This window comes from Psychrobacter proteolyticus (assembly GCF_003350005.1).
Lineage (GTDB): Bacteria > Pseudomonadota > Gammaproteobacteria > Pseudomonadales > Moraxellaceae > Psychrobacter > Psychrobacter proteolyticus.
The window spans coordinates 1-20,903 of sequence record NZ_QLKS01000010.1 but is presented as its reverse complement, the minus strand read 5'-3'; the positions used below and the strand labels follow the sequence as shown (position 1 = coordinate 20,903).

The window sequence follows — 20,903 nt, the reverse complement described above, 5'->3', positions numbered from 1 at the left end:
CCGCAATCTGTCTATGAAAAAGCCAAAGAAGCGAGCGCGGCTTGTAAGGTTTAGCACATTAGACTAATTTAGGTACCAAAAATAATGCATTAGAACTCTGTATAATTCTTATACATTATACAGAGTTCTAACTTTACTGAGACTATAGTGCTTTAATTGGTGTTAACTACAGTTTTAAATAATACCACTTAACAGGGAAAGACAACCCTACTATCACCTTCCTGCCATGGCTGAAACTTAGTCATAACTTGTAAAAATAACGGATGGTCAAGCCATTTTTGTAGCCACTGCTGCAATTTAGGATAAGGCAAACTATAAAATACCTCACGATCGACATGCGCAAACTGACGAACAAAAGGCATGATACCGATATCGGCGATAGTCACGCGATTGCCTAGTAGATACGTATTCTCAGTCAATAACGCTTCTAAATCCTGCAAAAAAACTTCACCCTGTTGCCGATATTCTATTTGAGTCATCTCAGGGTGACGATCGGCATATTTGTAGCGATCGAGCCACTGCTTAAACTCATTGTCGTTTTGTGCTATCAGTGCATTAGCCTCAGATAAAACCTTTTCATCTAGCAGTCCTTGAGGATCTTTCTGCTTAAGTGCCCACACTATTATCTCGACACTTTCTTCAATGACGGTTCCATCCACCAACTGTAAAACTGGCACCGTACCTTTTGGACTAATCGCTAGCATTTGCTCAGGTTTATTCTTCAGCGTAATCTCCCGCAGCTCCACGGATAGCTCAGCAAATAGGATGCCAAGACGAGCGCGCATGGCATAGGGACAGCGACGAAAAGAATACAAGCGATGAAGCGGTGAAGTCATAGTTATTTTCCATAATTGAATAGGAGTTAAATAGTAGGTAAATCAGCAAGAGCCAGTGGGCTGAACCCCCCTTGGTATCGATGTTCATAAAGGAGTTTTTGAATACTCTATCGATTTATAATTGGCCATAGCTTCTACCAACGACTGCGGCAGATAGGCACCTTTGAGATGCGCGTGCGGATAATGCTGCTCAAGCCACGATTGATAGTTATAGCGGATTAGCGTACCACAATATAGCAAATATAAAACCTGCACGCCGATGCTACGTGACAGCCCCACTACGCAATGGAAATTGATAAGCGTGATAAGACTGCCCTCTACTTTATCTTTATTATTGGTGACGAACGCCCGTGTCTCAGCTAATCGTATCAAAGCGTCAATTCGCTCAAATAAGTCAATGTAATCCTTGAGCAGTACGTCATTTAATGGTTGTAAGTCCAATAAGGACAAATACAAATAATGAACAGGCGCAGACGCGGTGTCTTTAGTGGTCATTTCAAGTTTATCAACATAGCTAGATATTTCAGCAGCTAAATCAACAACGATAATCTGATAGCGAACTAAAGGCTTATTTTTTTCTGGCGAGCATACCCAATTCGTTAAATGGGTATCGATACCTGTTTGTGTCAATCGAGGTGAGGCCACAACGCTGACACTGTCACTAATAGCATATGGTGTGAGTGGATATTTTTTACCTTTCGAAAAAACTTTAAAATACCACTGTCCCAAAAATGACATAACATTATAAATAATAATGATGGGAGCAAACTTCATCCAAGTATATGCGGTAAGTCGTCCGCTACTGGACTTTTGAAACCAGCGTGTATCTTGCATTGGTCTGGCTGGCTGATAAGCACAAGCTAACATCACAAAACTGATCAACCAGTATAGAGCGATGATAATAGCGAAAGTTTCTATCATTTCAGCCGCTATCATACTCATATTAGCAGGGTAAAACCCTGCAATTGCTATCAACAGAAACCCTATACCGCCTATTGCCAGATGTTTAATCACTAGTGCATTGCGAATTCAATTTGAGAGTATAAGTACCGAAACTGCCAACACTATCCCGCCGAACATATCTAACAAATGATGCTGATACGTCAACACCGTTGAAAGAGCAATCGATGAACATATGCCCAACAGTAATAACCGATAAAGCATTGAACCCCATCGTTTTTTGGACTCTGCAACATCCCATAAAGATACGCCAAGCAAGATGGCATAGCTGACATGCAAAGATGGTAGCTGATTAAATGGCTTGTCCACCAACTGCAAAAACTGATAGCCGAATTGCGTCCAGTCATCAGTTATCAGCCGATGAAATGAGAACCGAGCCGGATAAAAATAGAAGATTAAACAGGCAAAAACAGTCGCTAAAATTAGCCGATAGGTCAATAGAGATAATTGCGTAGACGTACGCACTAAAAAAAAGCTCACCACAAATAAAACCAACGACCAGCTGTAAGGAACAATCATAGCGGGAATGAAAGGAATTATGCTATCGAACGGCGTGGCTAGGTTATGAACTTTCGATGGCTAAAGTTTATACAGGGAGACACTATAAAAAGTCGTCAAGTTGTAGAGTAGATAAAATATCGCTAACGCAAGACCTAGGTATCTAAAGCGTGTTGATGGATTTAGTAGCACCTAGTACCTCGTTTAACTATTGAATAAAAATCACTTTCTACGTCTAAACTCTCTCAAACCACCGACCCATCTTATACCCCAAATTAATAGAGGCGATTGGCTTTAGGACTAATCATGTCCGTGATTACTGCATATTAATGTTAGAGGTTAAATACTGGGCTAGATACTCGTTTCTAACTATACCAGTTGTTAGAGACGATACTATCTTAAGGTTCAGTTAAGGTTGCTCCTTTATGATGCTTTCATGATGTTAATCGTGCTAAAAGCTTTTAACCATTTGGAGACAGCTGATGTCATTATCTATTGATAGCACTCATACCTTACAGAATGTTCTAAAGACGACCTTTTATATTGAGGCGGTTAAGCCAATGTCCATATTGGAGGTGCAGGGCATACCCTCATCCCTTTATATTCGTGCCAGCACGCAAATGCCGATAGCGACATCACCTGCTGCATATGCTCAAAATCAAGATGCCCAAGCGTTCATCAAACGTATCTATGAGTACATCCATCACGCCCGATTAAGCTACTTTATGCCCATTTTGTTTTCAGGTTTTGCCGATATGCCATCCTATGGCGATTGGTTATCCACTGATGATAATACCTTGCCAGCGTTTAAAGGCACGAGCGTTGCTATCGGTCTAAAGCCTATCTATGAAGATAAGATATTTTTAGAGCAGTATTTAAATACTCCGATACAAAACGAGATCAGCAAAGTAGCAGGCGAGCCAGTCAGTCGTCAGCGCATTTTTGAGATTGGCAACTTGGCATCAGGTTGTGCTGGTAGCGCACGGCTTATGATAGCATTTTTGGTGTTTTATTTATCCACCCCTATCCTGAATCCTACGACTCATGAATACCAAACCAAAGCAGACTGGGTCGTGTGTACTGGCACCGATGCTGTGCGACACATATTGGCACATATGGGCATTCGCAGCCATGTCATTGCTAAAGCCACTGCAGAAGCGCTAGAAGATCCTGAGCAAGTATCATCATGGGGCCATTACTATCAGCACAATCCCTTGGTGGTTGCCATCAATGTGGCAGATGCTAAGCGGGTATGCGCCCCACATTATCGCTATACCGAAACGTTAGAAATGAATGCTGCCACTCGTTTGACGCTAAATAAGATAGCCGTTTAATACTCATTCATTAGCCTAGGGCGTGTCCCTATTTTAAAAATGGTGATAAAAATGAGATAAATCGCAGGCAAACAAGGAAAAGAGTGCAGATAATATCGAGATATTGACCAGCTATTTGACGCCGTTTGTTAAAGATTTATCCATTTTCAGCCCATTTAGTGATAAACGTTTGAATTAGGGACACGCCCTAGTATCAACCAATAACACTGCACCATCACAAGACAGTGAGAATAATATGACACCCATTTATACCGCGATATGTGAGCATGCCCGCCAGTCACCCATGAAGGTGGCAATACAGACAATAGACAATAACAAAACGATCAGTCTGACTTATGGCCAGCTTCAACGCACGTTGTCTATGCTCCATGAGACAGTAGAGACATGGCAAGGCAAGCGTGTGGCCTTATATGCTCATAATGATATAGATTGGGTCATACTCGACTTAGCATTAAGCACTGTCGGCGCGGTCGTTGTGCCAATACCCTTATTTTTTAGTGCCTCGCAAATTGCGCACTTACTACAAGATGCGCAGATAGAGACGGTATATGTTGGGTCGGGTTTGACACTGCCAATAATAGACAATATGGAGAACTGGGTAATTGCTGATACACCAGAGACAAAATCCATCAAGTCTGAGCAGGCGACTCATATTAAAGGCAGGTTCTATCGACTTGCTGACACTATCATTGACCCTAACCTTACCTCTAAAAATTCCTCTACTGCCAGCGACTTTTGCAAAGTGACTTACACCTCAGGCAGTACTGGCATGCCAAAAGGGGTGTGTTTGGGTCAAGATACCTTGATGCGTATTGTTGAGTCTTTATCAGAGGCACTCGCTGACACCTTGACAGATGACGCTGCTAACACTTCAGAAGCTAGTGATACCACCAGTAATTTTAGTCATTTAAGCGTGCTGCCTTTTGCCACTTTATTAGAAAACGTGGCAGGCGTCTACGTGAGCCTATACATGGGCCGTACGTTGGTAACAGGGCAAATTGATCAGTTTGGTTTGTTATCCAATCAAGCATTTGACGCCAAACGACTGGGCACAACGGTACAAACACATGATATCGCCAGCGTTATTTTATTACCACAAATGCTAAAAGCCATTTGCGAATATATAGCGGCCAATGGGAAAACTAAATCCAGCGCCAATGCTGCTTTGCCATCGTTAAAGTTTATGGCAGTCGGTGGCGGCAAAGTCTCTCCTCAGTTATTACAAGACGCCAATGCCCTAAGCTTACCTATCTATGAAGGTTATGGCTTGTCAGAATGCGGATCGGTAGTCAGTCTCAATACGCCAAAGGCTAAGCGTGAAGGCAGTGTGGGTAAACCTATGCCTCATGCATTGGTCAGCATCGCAGCAACTGGCGAAGTGATGGTCAAAGGCAATGCGATGCAAGGCTACTTAAACCATGAAAATAGCAAAGATGACAATGGCATCATTGCCACAGGGGATATTGGTCATTTAGATGATGACGGCTATTTATACATCACGGGTCGACGCAAAAACGTGCTCATCAGTAGTTTTGGACGCAACATTTCGCCTGAATGGGTAGAAGCGCAGCTCTCAACGCAGCCCATTATTTATCAGGTAGCGGTACTCGGAGATGGTGAGCCTCATTTATCTGCGGTGATAGTTGCCAATCCTATTATGACCGCAGCAAACAGTGACCCACAATCTGCGATTGAGCAGGCGATATATGTCGTCAACCAGACTTTGCCTGACTATGCTCGTATCAAACAGTGGCATCTCGCCGAGCAACCTTTTAGCACTGACAATGAATTATTAACCGATAACGGTAAGCTGCGACGAGCGCACATTTTTACCGCTTATCAATCGGCACTCGGCTTATAACGGACACTTTTACCAGCACCACAACGGACTCTGTTATTAAGTTTTTAATAAAACGTAGTAAGAAAGATGCCGTTGACTGCTTAGATAATACATAGATAGATCAAAGCTAAATAGACCAAAGCTAGCCGTTAGCCCGCATGAATTTTTACCACTTATTGTTATAGGACAGTATTATGCAAACCACTCTTATGCCAAATGATTTGATAGAAAACGACCTGATACAAAGCAACTTGATAAAAAGTGACGTTATCGAACTTCATACTCCTGAGATACTACCCGCTCAAGCGTCTACTAGCGTATCCTTGCCTAGAACCGCTGATATTTTAACGGACTTAAAAACCCATGGTTGGACGTTACTTCGAGGTTATCAATACGATGTAGAGACGTTTAGCCAGTTGATGAGTCAGCTATGTCAAACGCTAACCTATGACCCTGCCCGCCAAAATATCACCTCTGAAGCCCAAAAAGTGGATGCAGGTACGCATGCTATTGGGCTGCATATCGAAAATGGCAATACGCCGATGCCGCCTGACGTCATTGCTTTTTTTAGTGAATTGAGCGCCAAAAAAGGCTCACAAACAACGATATGTGATGGGCATGCCGTGTATCAAGCGCTATCACCCGAGCTAAAAGCTACCTTTAGTCAGCCGATGCGTATCAGTCGCTATTTGCCTCAAACAATTTGGCAAAATTATGTGGCTACTGCGACCGGCAGAGCAGACGCCGATCAAATAAGCTTGGATGATTTAGAGACATTTATCACTGCGACAACGAGTAAGACGTTAACGCATCATGTAGAGTCTCAGCCGGATGGCGGCGTTCGGTACGTGTTACAGATACCTACCATCCGAGAGGACAACGTAAGCGGACAACTGGCCTTTGCCAATACCTTACTCGGGCCCTCATTTAATTATGAAAAACCTGAGTTCACCCTAGCAAATAGTCAACACGTTGATGATGCGCTCCTAGATGAGCTGACACAGATTTGTGAAAAATACACTCAAGACATTGCGTGGCAAAATGGCGATGTGGTGATCCTAGATAACAAACGCATCATGCATGGTCGTCGACAAATTGACGTACCTTTAACAGAGCGTAAGCTGTATATTGCGATGGGGCTTGGCATTAGACACGGCATGAATCACTCAAACGATTAGCAACAGCACATCTCACCACAATCCGCGCTTCAATAGTCCGTGCTCTAACAATCAATGTTCAACAAGGATGCGATATCATGACACCACCTAACGGCCAATCAGACCTAACACAGGCTACCCTCAATTACACCATGCTAATCGGTGCCACGGGTGGTATCGGGCAGGAGATCGCACGGCAATTATGTGCCAATAATCAGCCTGTCATTTTGGTCGGGCGTAACAACCAGACCTTGACTCATTTGGTAGATGAGTTGACCAAAGACTATCCTGATGTCCCGCTGCTGTCTCATACGTGTGACTTAAGCTCGCAGGCGTCACAAACGCTACTGGTAGAGGGACTGGGTGAAATGACACAAGGCCATGGAAACGTCATTGATACGGTCATACTCAACGCAGGTATCAATGACTTTGCTTTGCTCACGGATCAAAGTGATGACACGATCGAACAGATGATGCTCGTCAATGTGGCGTATCCACTACAGCTCATAAAAAGACTGCTACCTATCTTGATAGCGCAGCATAGCCCGAGCCAAATTATCAGTGTTGGCTCAACCTTTGGCAGTATTGGCTACCCAGGTTTTAGTGCTTATAGCGCGAGCAAGTTTGCCTTACGCGGCGCAAGTGAAGCGTTAGGCCGCGAGTATGCCGACACCTCAGTGACGTTTCGCTATTTTGCACCCAGAGCCACCAAGACCACTATGAATAAAGATGCCGTCGTCGCCATGAATGAGGCATTAAAAGTAAAAATGGACTCACCTGAGACCGTCGCAAAAGCATTAATTAACTTTATATCAACCAATCAAGCACAACAGCATTTGGGGTTTCCCGAGCGTTTTTTTGCATGGCTCAATCGATTGTTTCCCAACATCGTTGGCAACGCCATTGTCAAAGACCTGCCCACCATCAAACAGTATGCTAGAAAATCATGATAATCAGTTAGGCAATCTTAGAATGAGTGAATGTGCATTTAAACTGCCACGCCAAATAAGCGACCAATTAACGAGGTTGCCACCATGGCAAGCACGCCCCAAACCACGACTCTGGTAGTCGCAGGAATCACAGGCGCACCGCCAAGTCTAGCCGAGACAATGCCAAGTAGCATCAAGCCCACTATCGTCAAAGCCGCGAGCGACCACACCAGTGTTTCCGCTGGTAACAGTAATATCCCAATAATGGGTAGTATCGCCCCTGCTACAAATGATAGTACCGAAGCCACTGACGCATGAATGGGCTTTGCTTCACTAAGATCTGTCAGGCCAATCTCATCACGAGCATGCGCCTCCAGAGCATTGTGCTCGGTCAAGCTCACGGCGACTTGATGCGCCAAATCATGCTCAAGTCCCCGCGCCTCATAAATTTTGGTGAGCTCAAGCAGCTCACGATCAGCATTATGCCTCAGCTCATGTCGCTCTTTATTGAGATCCGCCTTTTCGGTATCCGCCTGTGATGAGACCGAGATATACTCACCAGCCGCCATTGACAATGCACCTGCGGTCAGCGCCGCCATACCTGTCAGCAGCAATGTCTGACTATTTGTACTGGCAGTCGCTACCCCAACCAATAGACTGGCGGTCGAAATCAACCCGTCGTTCGCCCCCAGCACTGCTGCCCTCAACCAATGATTGCGATTGCTCAAATGTGCTTCGTCATGAATAGAATGATGCATAAAATCCTCGAAAAGTAGAGACGCGACTGGGTATGCCCTAGTGTAGCTGATACAGCTTAAGACAGTATGCTTTATGTCTTATAACGGTTTTGAGAGTGCATTCTTACTGCTTACCGTTACGATGAAGCCTGTTTCTGGTTGAGGGCGGTTGGCAAATGCTAAGGTAAGGTTGTGTAGGTCAGCGATTCGATTGGCGATTGACAGTCCTAGCCCACTACCTGTTTGGGTTTGACCGGCTGGACGATAGAAACGCTCACTCAGCCGCGCTAGCTGCTCTGGGTCTACGCCCAAGCCATTATCCACCACTTTGATGCTATCAATATCCAACTGCAGTTCAATCTGGCAGCCCTCTGGGCAATAACGAATGGCATTGTCTAATAGGTTGCGGATTAATAGTTTAAACAACACTGGATTGATAGGAATGGGTAAAATATCGGCAGGATTGTCACAGTGTACAGTGCGTCTTAATTGGATGTGCTTTTCACGAGCTAAGCGGTTGACATCACTCAGCACAGTATCGGTGAGCATCAGCCAGTCTGGGCGTTCTAATTGCTCAGGAGGCAATTGTTGTTGCGGCTCTATTTTGGCTAATACCAATAACTGATCAACCAAATGGGTGGCACGCTCGATACCCTCGCTGATTTTTTGCGTGTGATAAAACAGTTGGCTGTCGTTTTCTATACCAGACAGTTGTAATAGCTGCTGCTGCAAAAGATCGGCTTGTAATTTGAGCGCAGCCAGTGGGCTACGCAGCTCATGAGACGCATCAGCGGTAAAGCGCTGCTCCCGTGCTAGAGTGTCTGCCACTTTAACAAACAATACGTTTAGAGCGGTCACCAAAGGCTGAATCTCTTGTGGGACGTCTGCTGTGATCGGACGATCGTCTTGCGGCTTGCGCTGTTCTACCTCAGAGCTAATTTGACTTAATGGCATCAGTCCGTGTCGTATCAATCCAATAGTCAAGATCATTAAGGAAAGCAGCCCAATTAACATCGGAAGTACTTGTACAGACATCGCTTCAACAATCATTTCTCTACGAGAGGCAAGGCTTTGACCAATAGCAATCACACGCTCCTCACTCATATCATCGCTACGATAGTCCTCATGCGCATAAAACAACCGCCAGCGTTTACTAAACGGGTTTAGACGCTGATAAATAGCGTTGTCCTCTTCTACAAAACCGCGCTGATTGGGCAAAAAAGAAAACGACTGTCCGTTCTCGTCAGCCGCTAATAAATGTCCCTCTTTATCCCAAATAGCAAAACCCATGTAGTCGTCTTCTGCATCACCCAGATCACCTGACAGCGCCTTACTGTTTAAATTATATATTTTGGCGACAGGTTTTCCATTGTGCTCTGTCTCGTTATTATTTTCGCGGTCACTTTGCTCATCGTTATCAGCAGAGATGCCCATCAAGTAACGAACCACTTGGGTGATTTGTGTGTCATTCATCTCATTGATTTCGTGCCACAACCGCCAAGCAATAAAACTCGACGTAATAAGCCACAGCAAAGGCAGACCAATGAGTAAGGAGATGAACAGTCGCTGCTGGATACTTTTCATAAGCTCACATGTTGCTCATATATGGTTCGTATATTGAAAGCCAAATTGAATATAAATATATTAATGATTATGTACTGGGTTGAGATAGTAGCCGATGCCGCGTTTGGTTAAAATAAAATCATTGCCCAACTTTTTGCGTAAATGATGGACATGCACTTCTATGGCATTACTCTCAATATCCTGTTGCCAGCCATAGAGCTTGTCCTCTAAGCTTGCGCGGCTGTGAATCTGTTTGGGATGGGTCAGCATTTGCTCTAGTATCGCCACTTCTTTGATGGTCAGCTCTACGACTTGGCCTTGATAAGAAACCTGATGATTGTGCGGCCAATAAGCGACGTCACCATAACGAATCTCAGGCTGGCTACGTCCTTGACTGCGCCGTATCAATGCTTGCAGACGAGCAACCACTTCGTCTAGTGCAAATGGCTTGACCAGATAATCATCGGCGCCCGCATTGAGTCCAGCCACACGGTTGGCAATCGCGTCACGAGCGGTAATGATCAATACTGGCGTGTCTAGCTGTTTGTAGCGCCAATTTTGTAGCACCGTCATGCCATCCCCTCTTGGCAAGGTCAAATCAAGTAGCACCGCGTCAAACATATCCTCTTGCAGTGCCATCTCACCCTGTTTGGCATCACTAAACCAATCGACCATCATACCGTGGCTTTTGAGTCCAACAACAAGACCTTCAGCGATATTGCTATCGTCTTCTATTAATAGTATGCGTGCCATGATTGTCCTATTACGTTATGTCTTCTACTGTCTTTTTTTATTGTGGGCGACGCGTCGTCACCGTTTTATTACCCGTTATCATCGACTTAATCAGGTTTTGCCTTTCCCAATAGCTCATGGCAATCGCAGAGATAATATGCAACGGCACCAGCAAGTATAAACTATTGGCCAGTATTCCATGGATTTCTTCAAGGATATCTTTACTGCCGAAAATTTTGGCTTCCATCAGATAACCACTGATACCCAATCCTATAATCACCGTCCATAACGCAAACATCATAATAGCAGCCAGTGGATTATGACCCAAATGCTGCTCATCTGTACGGCGAATGCTTAAATCAGATAAATGGTGCTTAATACGAGCCGGCGTGGGGAAAAAGTCACTGAAGCGTGCATAACGCGTGCCCACAAATCCCCAAAGTAGACGGACAACCACTAACCCTACCACGGTATAACCGACATATTGATGCAGCTCACTGCCTTCTTCGGTAAACAGCAAATTGGCAGTGATACCAGCCGCCACTGTCCAGTGAGTTACTCTGACCAAAATATCCCAAACTCGTACTTGTCGAGTTTTAGGAGCATTTGATAATGATATATCAGGCTCGTGCATCGGATTGATTGTGCTGTTCTGGGTCATGACCGTCACTCCTTTAATGGTTCGTTTGTTTTTGACGACATGATTGCTAAACATCGAATCTAGGCAAGCTACCGCTAGTAGACTCGCCATCACATCGTCTGCTCTACCGCTATTACAACAAACGAACCTTAAGAGGAGCTTAGGAAACTAAGAAATTGAAATTTAAAGTAGTGAATAATCTATCTGACATTCATAGATGATCAAAATTACATTTAAAAACAAGAAATTGAGCAGGCAAGACCACTATTGGCAATATAAATAATACATTTAAAATTTTAACCTGAAAATATATTTAGCATTAGTTCCGCAATAATATTGATAATGAAAATTATTATCATTATAATAAGCATTTAACTTACATGCTGGAAATATTCATGCAACTATCTCGCTTATCTGCTGCGTTATTTAATCTTTCGAATGTATCTGGTTCTTCTCTACGATTAGCATCTATACCCTCGCGATTGGTATCGACGAAATCACTCTCTCTAAAGACACTATACTCAACCTGTCTATCTACTTCTGTCATCGTATTAGCAACGAGTCAATCGGCATGGGCACAAGTAGATGATGTAGATGCTCAAACCACTCCTAACGTGGTACTTGATACTATCGTCGTAACCAGTAGCGCTGATGCTTCAGCAGATGGACTACCAAGCGCCTATGAAGGTGGCCAAGTTGCGACTGGCAGCCGCGTCGGAATCTTGGGTAACCAAGACATCATGGATACGCCGTTCTCTACCACCTCATACACCAATGAATATATCGCCAATCAGCAAGCGCAAAGTGTAGGCGATCTACTCAAAAAGGATCCTACTGTTCGTGTAGCAAGAGGTTTTGGTAACTTTCAAGAAGCCTACTTCATGCGTGGCTTTATCACCACATCAGATGACACCATGTACAACGGTCTATACGGCATCTTACCAAGACAGTACATTGCAACTGAATTGTTCGAGCGCGTCGAGGTTCAGCGCGGTGCCTCAGCAATGTTGAATGGTGCAGCACCCAGTGGCGGTAACGCAGGTGGTACAATCAATTTGCTACCGAAACGTGCTGGTAATGAGCCACTACGTGAAGTGACACTTGGTTATGGTCAAGGTGACCAAGGTAAGGTCGCGGTAGATGTCAGTGATCGCTTTGGTAGCGATGATGCTATTGGTGTTCGTTTTAATGCTGCTTATCAAGATGGTGACAGTGCTATCGATGATGAGTCGTCGACCTTGGGTTTGGCTGCCCTTGGTTTGGACTATAGAGGGGATCAGTATCGCCTATCAGCAGATTTAGGCTGGCAAGACAATAAGCTGTCAGAGACTCGTCCTAGTGTCAATCTTGGTGGGGTGTCTAGTGTACCAAATGCTCCAGACGGCTCAAAAAATTGGGCGCAGCCTTGGACCTACTCCGATGAAGAGGATGTCTTTGGTACCATTCGAGGAGAATATGATTTTACTGATAACATTACCGCTTATGGTGCTTACGGTGTGCGAAGTGGCGAGGAAGAAAACTCACTAGCCAATTTAACCGTCAACAACGTTGATGGTGCGGGCACGATTTATCGCTTTGATAATTCCAGAAAAGATTTGGTACAAAGTGCCGAGCTCGGTCTGCGTGGTAAATGGCAAACGGGTGAAGTGGCTCATAATTGGGTACTAGCAGCTGATCTCTATGACCAAGAAGAAAAAGGTGCATTCGCGTATGATTTTGGTAATCAACCCGCGACCAATTTGTACCACCCTACCGACTACGCTGAGGTCCCTTTTACAAGCACAGCAATCTTCGGTGGTAATTTAAATGACCCAAAATTAACCAACAAAAAGCAGTTTCAAAGCTTTGCGCTAGCAGACACCATATCACTGTTCGACGATAAGCTAAAAACCACTTTAGGCGTGCGTCATCAAAATATCAAAACCACCAGCTATGATGCTAATACACAAGCAGAAACTGGTAGTTATGATGAAAGCGCATGGACACCAAGTGTCGGTATCGTTTATCAGCCAACAATGGACTGGTCTGTGTATGGTAATTATATCGAAAGTCTAGCTCCAGGAAAAAGAGCGCCTCTAACTAACGATAATGACGCTGTCACTAATGGTGGTCAAAATCTAGATCCGTACGTGAGTGAGCAAACTGAACTGGGTGTGAAATACGACAATGGTATGATTGGCAGTAGTCTCGCTGTCTTCCGAACTGATGAACCGCGTGCTTATATCAACAACTCAAATACGTTTACTGCTGCTGGAGAAAATCGCCATCAAGGTGTGGAGTTGACTGTCTTTGGTAGCCCAAGTGAAAACATGCGCCTCAATGCTGGTGTTACTTACTTAAGTGCTAAGCAAAAAGACACTGGTGATAGTGCATTAGATGGCAATCGAGTGATTGGTGTGCCTACCTTACAGAGCAATGTCAACCTAGAGTATGATTTAGCCGCCGTTGAAGGACTGACATTGACGGGTGATATTATCCACACAGGCTCTCGTTATTCGGATAATGCCAATACCTTAAAGGTTGATGGTTATACTACCTTAGATTTGGGTGCACGCTATCGCACTATGTTGGCAGGACAAGACGTTACTCTAAAAGGCATGGTGACCAATGTCACAGGTGAAGACTACTGGCAGTCAGTAGGCGGTTATTCAGATGCAGGATATCTAAATGCAGGTGAACCAACGGCCTTAAAAGTATCGGCAACGTTCGATTTTTAAGATTTATTAGTAGGCTTTCTTAGGTTTTATAAAAGGGATTAGGCGCGACCTACTCCCTTTTATGCTATCAAAAATTTATTCTATTACTGAGTTACTATGTCCTCTCATACCACAGCGTCCTCTCGCATGACTGCTTCTTTATACCATATGATTTGGGCGAATTATCGTCTGCCTTTTCTCAAAGTCATTTTGCTAAATTTGGTCAATGCCGCTGTCAGCGTGGGTATTATTGCCTATATCAACCACACCTTTATCAGTCAGCCAGTATTTGACACTTTATCTTGGCTCAGCTTGGGGCAGTTTTCACTGCTGGTACTATTACTGCTGGTGACGACATTTTTGTCGCAATATGCATTGACGCGATTGGGACATCGATTTGTCTATGAGCTTAGAACAAAACTGGTCAAACAAATCATCGATACCACCGTTCCTCAGATAGACCATTTGGGTAGTGCACGCTTACTTGCCAGCTTATCCTCAGATATCCAATCGATTACCGTTGCTTTCGTCCGTATGCCAGAGCTGGTACAAGGTATTATTTTATCTGTTGGCGTTGGGCTATATCTGGGCTGGCTGTCGTTGCCATTATTGTTTATTGTCCTGTTTTGGATTGTGATGACGATTTGGATAAGCACCCTCTTGGTCAAGCACGTCTACACGCATTTGACCGAGTTGAGAGAGATTAATGACGCGTTATATCAGGATTATCAATCGATAATAGAAGGCCGCAAAGAGCTAGCACTTAATCAACATCGAGCAGAAAAACTGTATACAGATGATTTTTTGGCTCATGCCAAATCGTACGAGAAGACCGTAACCAAGTCTGATACTTTTCATTTATCAGCGGTGAACTGGTCCAATATTATGATGTTCGCATCGATTGGTATCGTGTTTGCAGTAGCCAATTATCTCGATATTCCGATGGGAGTTGCTACTACTTTTTCTTTGACGATTTTGTTTATGCAGTCGCCGCTCCTACATGCGGTTGGCGCTTACCCAACATTGCAGACCGCTCAAGTTGCGCTAGAAAAGATACAGTCTTTAGAATTGGCCGAATATCAGCCAAGCTTTGCGACAGATACTGTTGCACAGGACTGGCAGTCCATAACTTTAAATAATATCGAGTATCGCTATGTAGGTAGTAGTAGTCATAATAGTAATGCACCAGACACAGGGGTTAATGATAATGCTCAAAATAGCGACAACAGTGATAACAACCAAAACCCTGCCAATAATATCTTAAAGTCAGTCAATCTAACCTTGCGCCGAGGTGACGTGGTTTTCTTAATCGGTGCGAATGGTAGCGGTAAATCCACTCTTGCCAAAATCATTACTGGTATCTTTACCCCTACCACAGGAACAGTACAAGTCGATGGACAAAGCGTTAATTCAGAGAACAATGCCGATTTTAGACAGCTATTTTCTGCGATTTTTAGCGACCAACATCTATTTAAACAGCTGATTGGAATTCAAGGCAATGAGCCTGATGCGGCCCTAGTGTCTGACTGGCTGCATAAGCTCAATCTACAAGAAAAAGTAAGTGTGTCTGACCATAAACTCTCTACAGATAAGCTGTCGCAAGGTCAGAGAAAACGCTTGGCCATGCTAATCGCTGTCGCCGAACAAAAGGACATATTACTGCTCGATGAGTGGGCAGCCGACCAAGACCCTGCCTTTCGCCGCGTGTTTTACCAAACGCTCATCCCTGAGCTAAAAGCCATGGGTAAGACACTGTTTATTATTAGTCATGATGACGGTTATTTTGAACATGCTGATCGATTATTACTGATGAAAGAAGGCCGTCTCATTGAGCTAAATGCCGAAGAGCGACAGCGTGCCAGTAAAGATGCCATTGCTATGCTTAAGTAAGCAATGCTTTAACTACTAGCATGGACCGAGCTATTTCAATCCCATAAAACGTTTGATCAATTTTAAGCTAAGTAGCAGTTATCTGAGCATTTTTTGAAATAATCCATTCTTAAAATCAGCAATTTTTAAGCAAAAAAAGGAGCGCCTTACTACAAGGCGCTCCTTTGCTATATCGAAGACAACGATATCTTACCATTCGCTTATTTTAGCCATTTCTGTAAAAACCCAACTCGAGAAATCACCAAGAAGTCTAATAGCGCGATAGCCACAATCGCGATAATAGCAGTCGGGAATATGATAGCCACTACTAATAAAGGAATGGCAAGCGGCCACCAGACGGAAACATTTAAGCCGCGAGCTGGTGGGTTTAATCCCGCACTATTACTCTCATGACGAGGGCGACGCTGCCACCACATGATATAGCCACTGACACAAATAGTGATTACTGCTAGGCAAAACAGCACATTAGCCAGTACGCTCCACCATCCGAGCGTGCCCATATGCAGTCCGATACCAGCCGCCATGAATATACCAAACGCATTATAATCGTCAAAATGAATATCAGCTAAGACATTACCCGAATAGCGGTCAATATGTACCGTACGATCTGCTGTCGGACTTTTCATATCATAGCTCATTGAATCTTGGCTAATGGTCCAGACGCCTGTACTACCTTGTGGTAGGTTCAATTGATAACGCCCTACGAAACCGATTTCACGAGCGTAGCGATCCACTATATCAATCATAATCGGTACATTAGCGGCGATACCCTCTTTACCCATGGTCGTGCCTGACACAGGCATTGGCGTCAGCTCAAGCACCCAAGGCACTTCTTTGGTGTCGCTTGAGTTTAGGGCACTGCCATGTGTGGGTTCTTCAGTATGCGCTTCAGACGCTGCCGCCCCATGTACATGCGGCGCTGGTGTAGACTCTTGCATAGCAGCATGTTGACTGTGATCAATCGATACGGGGACAGGTGCAACGCCCCACTTACCCGCAGGAAACTGGCTCCATGCTTGCACCACTCTTTCGCCCCATACACCTGCCCATGCCATACCTGATATACAGAAAAACAGTAGCAGCACAGATATCCAACTGCCCAATGTCGCATGAATCGTACGGATAAAAGAGCGTTTCTTCTTATTGGTTGCCCTCTCGTTAGGTATCAACATAGCTTTGACTGATTTACGTTTTTGCCACCACAGATACCAACCAGACAAAATCATCAAAATAGTCAATGATGCCGCCGTTTCTAACAAATAATCACCAACTTTACCAATCAGCAAATCACTGTGAATATCATTGAACGTACTATAAAGACCGCTACTGGTAGGCACACTTTGGACGATATCGGCTGTATAGGGGTTGACTGCAACCATATTGCTTTGGTCGTCTGATTTTATCTGAAACAAAGCCACCGTATCGGTATCACGAGGGGCGATATATTTAATCAGTGTGCTATCAGGCAAGGTGCTCAGCGCGTTTTTTGCTTGAGTAGAGACAGGTGCTTGAACCGTAGACTCTGGCACGACAACCGTTAAGCGGTCGTTATCACGTCCTACTGTGTTGGACATAAACAGCATACCGAGCGCCGTTATCGCCAAAACAACTAAAAAAGGAGCAACAAAGATACCTGCATAAAAATGCCAACGCCACACCATAAAATAGCGATGGTCATTGGTGGGTTGGTTGGAGGGTGTGTCCATAAATGTGACCTTAAACAATCTTTGGTTGCTCAATGAACAACGTAAACCTATCGATAATAGTGATATATCTGCTTGCAAGACCAATCTTAAAAGGTCTCGCAAAGAACTAGCATGACGCTGTACAGTGACGTCGACAAAGCGATGTAAAAATTCTACTGCAAATAACGGTATTCATATTACGGCTGCATCATACGAGAAAAATATGAGAAAATCCATCGTTCAAAACAGTAAGTCTGCGTGACTCTATTCGTAATACTCTGTCTCTAGCCTGTCTTAAATCCCACTAATCCTTCTCAAAACCGTCTCATTGTAATTTTTTAATGATAATAATTATCATTAGTGTTATCATTGGCGTCGCTATAAATTTACTTCAACTGTTATACATAATATTTAATCATTTTAGTCCAAGAGGAAATCTGATGCGGTCTCAGCTAACCACTAACGTCATTCGCAAAAAATATCTCACCACAGCAGTACAAATTGGCCTGATCATGGGTATGAGTCACGCCGCTTACGCTGTAGAGACGACAAACAATACTGAAAACGATGAGGCTGCTACACCATCAGCCACCTTAGATGCTATCACCGTCTACTCAGATGGCTATCGTAGTACTGGCACCAAGACTGCATTGGACCCAAACGATGCGCCAATGAGCTATACCAGAATCGATCAAGACCTTTTGCAAAAGCGTCAGGCAGATAGCGTCAATGCTGCTCTACGTTATGAGCCAGGCGTGAGCTCTGAGAGCCGCGGTACGGTATCTGTCTTTGATGAGTACAATATCCGCGGGTTTAAAACCTATTCAAACTTTTATGACGGACTAAGACTGCCCTACGATGGTGCTTGGAATCTGATGCCACAAGTCGATGTCTATGCGACTGAAGCGGTAGAAGTCGTGAAAGGTCCTGCCTCTTCCCTCTATGGCTATGCAGCACCCGGTGGTATGGTGAACCAAATAGCCAAAGCCCCTAAGAGCACTCAAGAAAACGAAGTGCAGCTACGACTTGGCAATCAAAACCTAAAAGAAGTGGCCGTCGATAGTACGGGGCCTATCACAGACACTTTGGATTATCGATTTGTTGCGCTAAAACGCCAAAAAGACGGGCAAATGCAAACCACAGAAGAAGAGCGATTGCTGATTAATCCATCGCTTGAATGGCAGGCAACTGATGATGTCTCAGTACTTGCCAATCTGTTTTATCAAGATGATCCAGAGATGGTACCTTCTACCCCATTGCCTGCTGTCGGCACCGTCTATAATGCAAGCTATGGCAAGCTCGACAGTGATGCCTATGCAGGCGATAAATGGAATAAATTTAGTAAAGAAGTATTTATGCCAAGCGTCACCGTAAACTGGGATATCAACGACCAGTTAACTTTTAAACATATCACGCGCTATACCGATGCCGAGGCGCAGCAACGCAATATGTATAATAGAGGGTTCATTGATGGTAGTGATAAGGTTTTGAAGCGTAGCGCCTACACTACTGATGAAAGTATGAACAACTGGACCACAGATAACCAATTGGCTTACCAATTCGATACTGCTAATACTTCACATAACTTACTATTCGGTATTGAATACCAGGAAACTGATAGCACGGTGAGTTATCGAGATACACTAGACAGCAAAGATTTACCTATTGATCTATCTAAACCTAGCTTTTCTCAAATTAGTGCTGACATGCTACCACTGGATACCTATTATCAGAAAGATGATATTGAACAAAGCCAACTTGGGGTTTATGTTCAGGATGAAATGAGGTGGCAAGACTGGACAGTGGTGGCAGGCCTACGCCATGACGATTTTAAAAGTACCAATGATCAAAGATCAAGCTATCTAGGTACACCTGGCGAAAAAACTATTATTAACGATGCCAAGGAAACTAGTGGTCGTTTTGCTGCTATCTATAACTTTGACAATGGTCTATCACCGTTTGCTAGCTACTCAGAATCTTTTCAGCCCGTTGTTGGTAGCAACTTTATTACTAATGAACCTTTTGAACCAAGCACTGCTGATCAGCTAGAAGCAGGTCTCAAATATCTGTCTCCAGACCGTGCCACTCAAGGGACGCTTGCCGTATTTGATATCACACAGAAAAATGTCATAGTAACCAACCCCGCTAATTCTCAACAAAAAGTTCAAACCGGTGAAATTGAATCAAAAGGCTTTGAGATATCAGGCAGTCGCATGCTCAATGACTGGGTAGATCTCGCGGCAAGCTACAGCTACACCGATGCTGAGATCACAGAAGATGAGTTCAACCCTGATGTAGTCGGTAATACCCCTGCTCAAACTGCCAAACACAAAGCCACGCTATGGGCAGACTACTATGCTACAGACAAACTCACTCTCAATGCTGGTGTTCGCTATGAAGATGGTATGCAGATTGACAAGCAAAACTCTGATGACTTACCCAGTGTGACGCTGGTAGATGTCGGAGGCAGCTATCAGATAAACCCTATGCTAGCTGTGGGTGCTAGTATCAACAATCTGTTCGATAAGACCTATGTTGGTGCTTGTTACGACATCAATAACTGCTGGATGGGACCTGAACGTCAAATGTCAGTCAGCCTAAAAGCCAATTTTTAATAAATACTACAAGCAGCGGGTTGGTTCTATTAGTAAGCTAACCCGTTGTTAGAAGGAACGCACAATATGGCAAAACCTACTCCAAAAGTACTAGAAGTTATTGGCACTAGATACATTACGCCAAATATGTGCCGCATCACGCTTGGCGGTGCTGGCATGGTTGATTTTCCTATCGATCAAGAAAGTGCTTATATCAAACTGATATTCCCTCAAGATGCAGGTAGCCGCCCACTGATGCGTACTTATACGGTGAGCGTGCAACGTGAAGACGCAATAGATGTTGATTTTGCTTTACATGAGACGGAAGGACCTGCATCGGCATGGGCACGAAATGCGCAAGTCGGCGATCAAATTTTAATAGGTGGTCCAGGGCCAAAAAAACTCATTAACAATAAAGCAGATTGGTTTTTATTAGTCGGCGATATGACTGCGCTACCAGCGATTACGGTGAACTTAGCCCAGTTGCCTACTGAGGCTCGTGGTTACGCAGTACTTGAAGTAACGACTGAGGCAGATCGTCAGACGCTCAAAAAACCAGAGAACGTCGAGATACATTGGGTGATTAATGCGCATCCAAATGCAGACGATAGCCCTTTACTGGACTGTGTTAAATCCTTGAACTGGCTTGATGGTCAACCTGCTGTATGGACAGCGTGTGAATTTCATAGTATGCGTGCACTGCGCCAATACTTCAAAGTTGAGTGCACGATACCAAAGACGCATTTATATATTTCTAGCTACTGGAAAGTCGATAGTACAGAAGATCAGCATAAAATCGTCAAAAGTCAGGA

16 protein-coding genes are annotated in these 20,903 nt (G+C 44.1%); 8 read left to right on the top strand and 8 right to left on the bottom strand.

Annotated elements, in window-relative coordinates; all coding sequences use genetic code 11:
* Positions 1 to 188 precede the first annotated feature (188 nt).
* The 3 genes from DXK30_RS12445 to DXK30_RS12950 form a co-directional block, all read right to left on the bottom strand.
* Complete coding sequence (locus tag DXK30_RS12445; RefSeq protein ID WP_114701950.1) at positions 189 to 836, bottom strand: glutathione S-transferase; 648 nt, start codon at positions 834 to 836, stop codon at positions 189 to 191.
* 84 nt (positions 837 to 920) lie between these two features.
* A complete protein-coding gene (locus tag DXK30_RS12440; RefSeq protein ID WP_162799537.1) occupies positions 921 to 1,778 on the bottom strand; it encodes a hypothetical protein in 858 nt (285 codons plus the stop codon).
* Between the two features lie 87 nt (positions 1,779 to 1,865).
* Positions 1,866 to 2,315 carry a phosphatase PAP2 family protein gene (locus DXK30_RS12950; protein ID WP_114701948.1) on the bottom strand — a complete coding sequence of 150 codons (450 nt, stop codon included), beginning with the start codon at positions 2,313 to 2,315 and terminating at the stop codon, positions 1,866 to 1,868.
* 461 nt (positions 2,316 to 2,776) lie between these two features.
* On the opposite strand from DXK30_RS12950, the gene DXK30_RS12430 reads away from it, so the two are divergent.
* The 4 genes from DXK30_RS12430 to DXK30_RS12415 all read left to right on the top strand — a co-directional run bounded on the left by DXK30_RS12430 (position 2,777) and on the right by DXK30_RS12415 (position 7,575).
* On the top strand, positions 2,777 to 3,628 hold the full coding sequence (locus tag DXK30_RS12430) for a thermostable hemolysin (RefSeq protein WP_114701947.1): 852 nt from the start codon (positions 2,777 to 2,779) through the stop codon (positions 3,626 to 3,628).
* 235 nt (positions 3,629 to 3,863) lie between these two features.
* Positions 3,864 to 5,489, top strand: coding sequence for an AMP-binding protein (locus DXK30_RS12425; protein ID WP_114701946.1), 1,626 nt, complete (start codon positions 3,864 to 3,866; stop codon positions 5,487 to 5,489).
* 173 nt (positions 5,490 to 5,662) lie between these two features.
* On the top strand, positions 5,663 to 6,646 hold the full coding sequence (locus tag DXK30_RS12420) for a TauD/TfdA family dioxygenase (protein WP_114701945.1): 984 nt from the start codon (positions 5,663 to 5,665) through the stop codon (positions 6,644 to 6,646).
* Between the two features lie 77 nt (positions 6,647 to 6,723).
* A complete protein-coding gene (locus DXK30_RS12415; RefSeq protein ID WP_227670830.1) occupies positions 6,724 to 7,575 on the top strand; it encodes an SDR family oxidoreductase in 852 nt (283 codons plus the stop codon).
* A gap of 38 nt (positions 7,576 to 7,613) precedes the next feature.
* Here the strand turns inward: DXK30_RS12415 and DXK30_RS12410 are convergent, their stop codons facing one another.
* The 4 genes from DXK30_RS12410 to DXK30_RS12395 all read right to left on the bottom strand — a co-directional run bounded on the left by DXK30_RS12410 (position 7,614) and on the right by DXK30_RS12395 (position 11,247).
* Positions 7,614 to 8,312: a VIT1/CCC1 transporter family protein gene (locus tag DXK30_RS12410; protein WP_114701944.1), complete on the bottom strand. Its 699-nt coding sequence runs from the start codon at positions 8,310 to 8,312 to the stop codon at positions 7,614 to 7,616.
* 78 nt (positions 8,313 to 8,390) lie between these two features.
* On the bottom strand, positions 8,391 to 9,875 hold the full coding sequence (locus tag DXK30_RS12405; protein WP_114701943.1) for an ATP-binding protein: 1,485 nt from the start codon (positions 9,873 to 9,875) through the stop codon (positions 8,391 to 8,393).
* A 60-nt stretch (positions 9,876 to 9,935) separates the two neighbouring features.
* Positions 9,936 to 10,607 carry a response regulator gene (locus DXK30_RS12400; protein ID WP_114701942.1) on the bottom strand — a complete coding sequence of 224 codons (672 nt, stop codon included), beginning with the start codon at positions 10,605 to 10,607 and terminating at the stop codon, positions 9,936 to 9,938.
* 37 nt (positions 10,608 to 10,644) lie between these two features.
* A complete protein-coding gene (locus DXK30_RS12395; protein ID WP_114701952.1) occupies positions 10,645 to 11,247 on the bottom strand; it encodes a cytochrome b/b6 domain-containing protein in 603 nt (200 codons plus the stop codon).
* 374 nt (positions 11,248 to 11,621) lie between these two features.
* Between DXK30_RS12395 and DXK30_RS12390 the strand changes: the two genes are divergently transcribed.
* Positions 11,622 to 13,943: a TonB-dependent receptor gene (locus DXK30_RS12390; protein ID WP_114701951.1), complete on the top strand. Its 2,322-nt coding sequence runs from the start codon at positions 11,622 to 11,624 to the stop codon at positions 13,941 to 13,943.
* A 96-nt stretch (positions 13,944 to 14,039) separates the two neighbouring features.
* On the top strand, positions 14,040 to 15,812 hold the full coding sequence (locus tag DXK30_RS12385) for a multidrug ABC transporter permease/ATP-binding protein (protein WP_227670831.1): 1,773 nt from the start codon (positions 14,040 to 14,042) through the stop codon (positions 15,810 to 15,812).
* A gap of 200 nt (positions 15,813 to 16,012) precedes the next feature.
* Here DXK30_RS12385 and DXK30_RS12380 read toward each other — a convergent pair whose 3' ends face one another.
* Positions 16,013 to 17,518 (bottom strand): PepSY-associated TM helix domain-containing protein, encoded by a 1,506-nt coding sequence (locus DXK30_RS12380; protein ID WP_114701940.1) that lies wholly within the window; start codon positions 17,516 to 17,518, stop codon positions 16,013 to 16,015.
* Between the two features lie 419 nt (positions 17,519 to 17,937).
* On the opposite strand from DXK30_RS12380, the gene DXK30_RS12375 reads away from it, so the two are divergent.
* On the top strand, positions 17,938 to 20,112 hold the full coding sequence (locus tag DXK30_RS12375) for a TonB-dependent siderophore receptor (RefSeq protein ID WP_114701939.1): 2,175 nt from the start codon (positions 17,938 to 17,940) through the stop codon (positions 20,110 to 20,112).
* Between the two features lie 66 nt (positions 20,113 to 20,178).
* Positions 20,179 to 20,903 (top strand): siderophore-interacting protein (locus tag DXK30_RS12370; protein ID WP_162799536.1); only part of this gene is annotated, 725 nt, incomplete at its 3' end.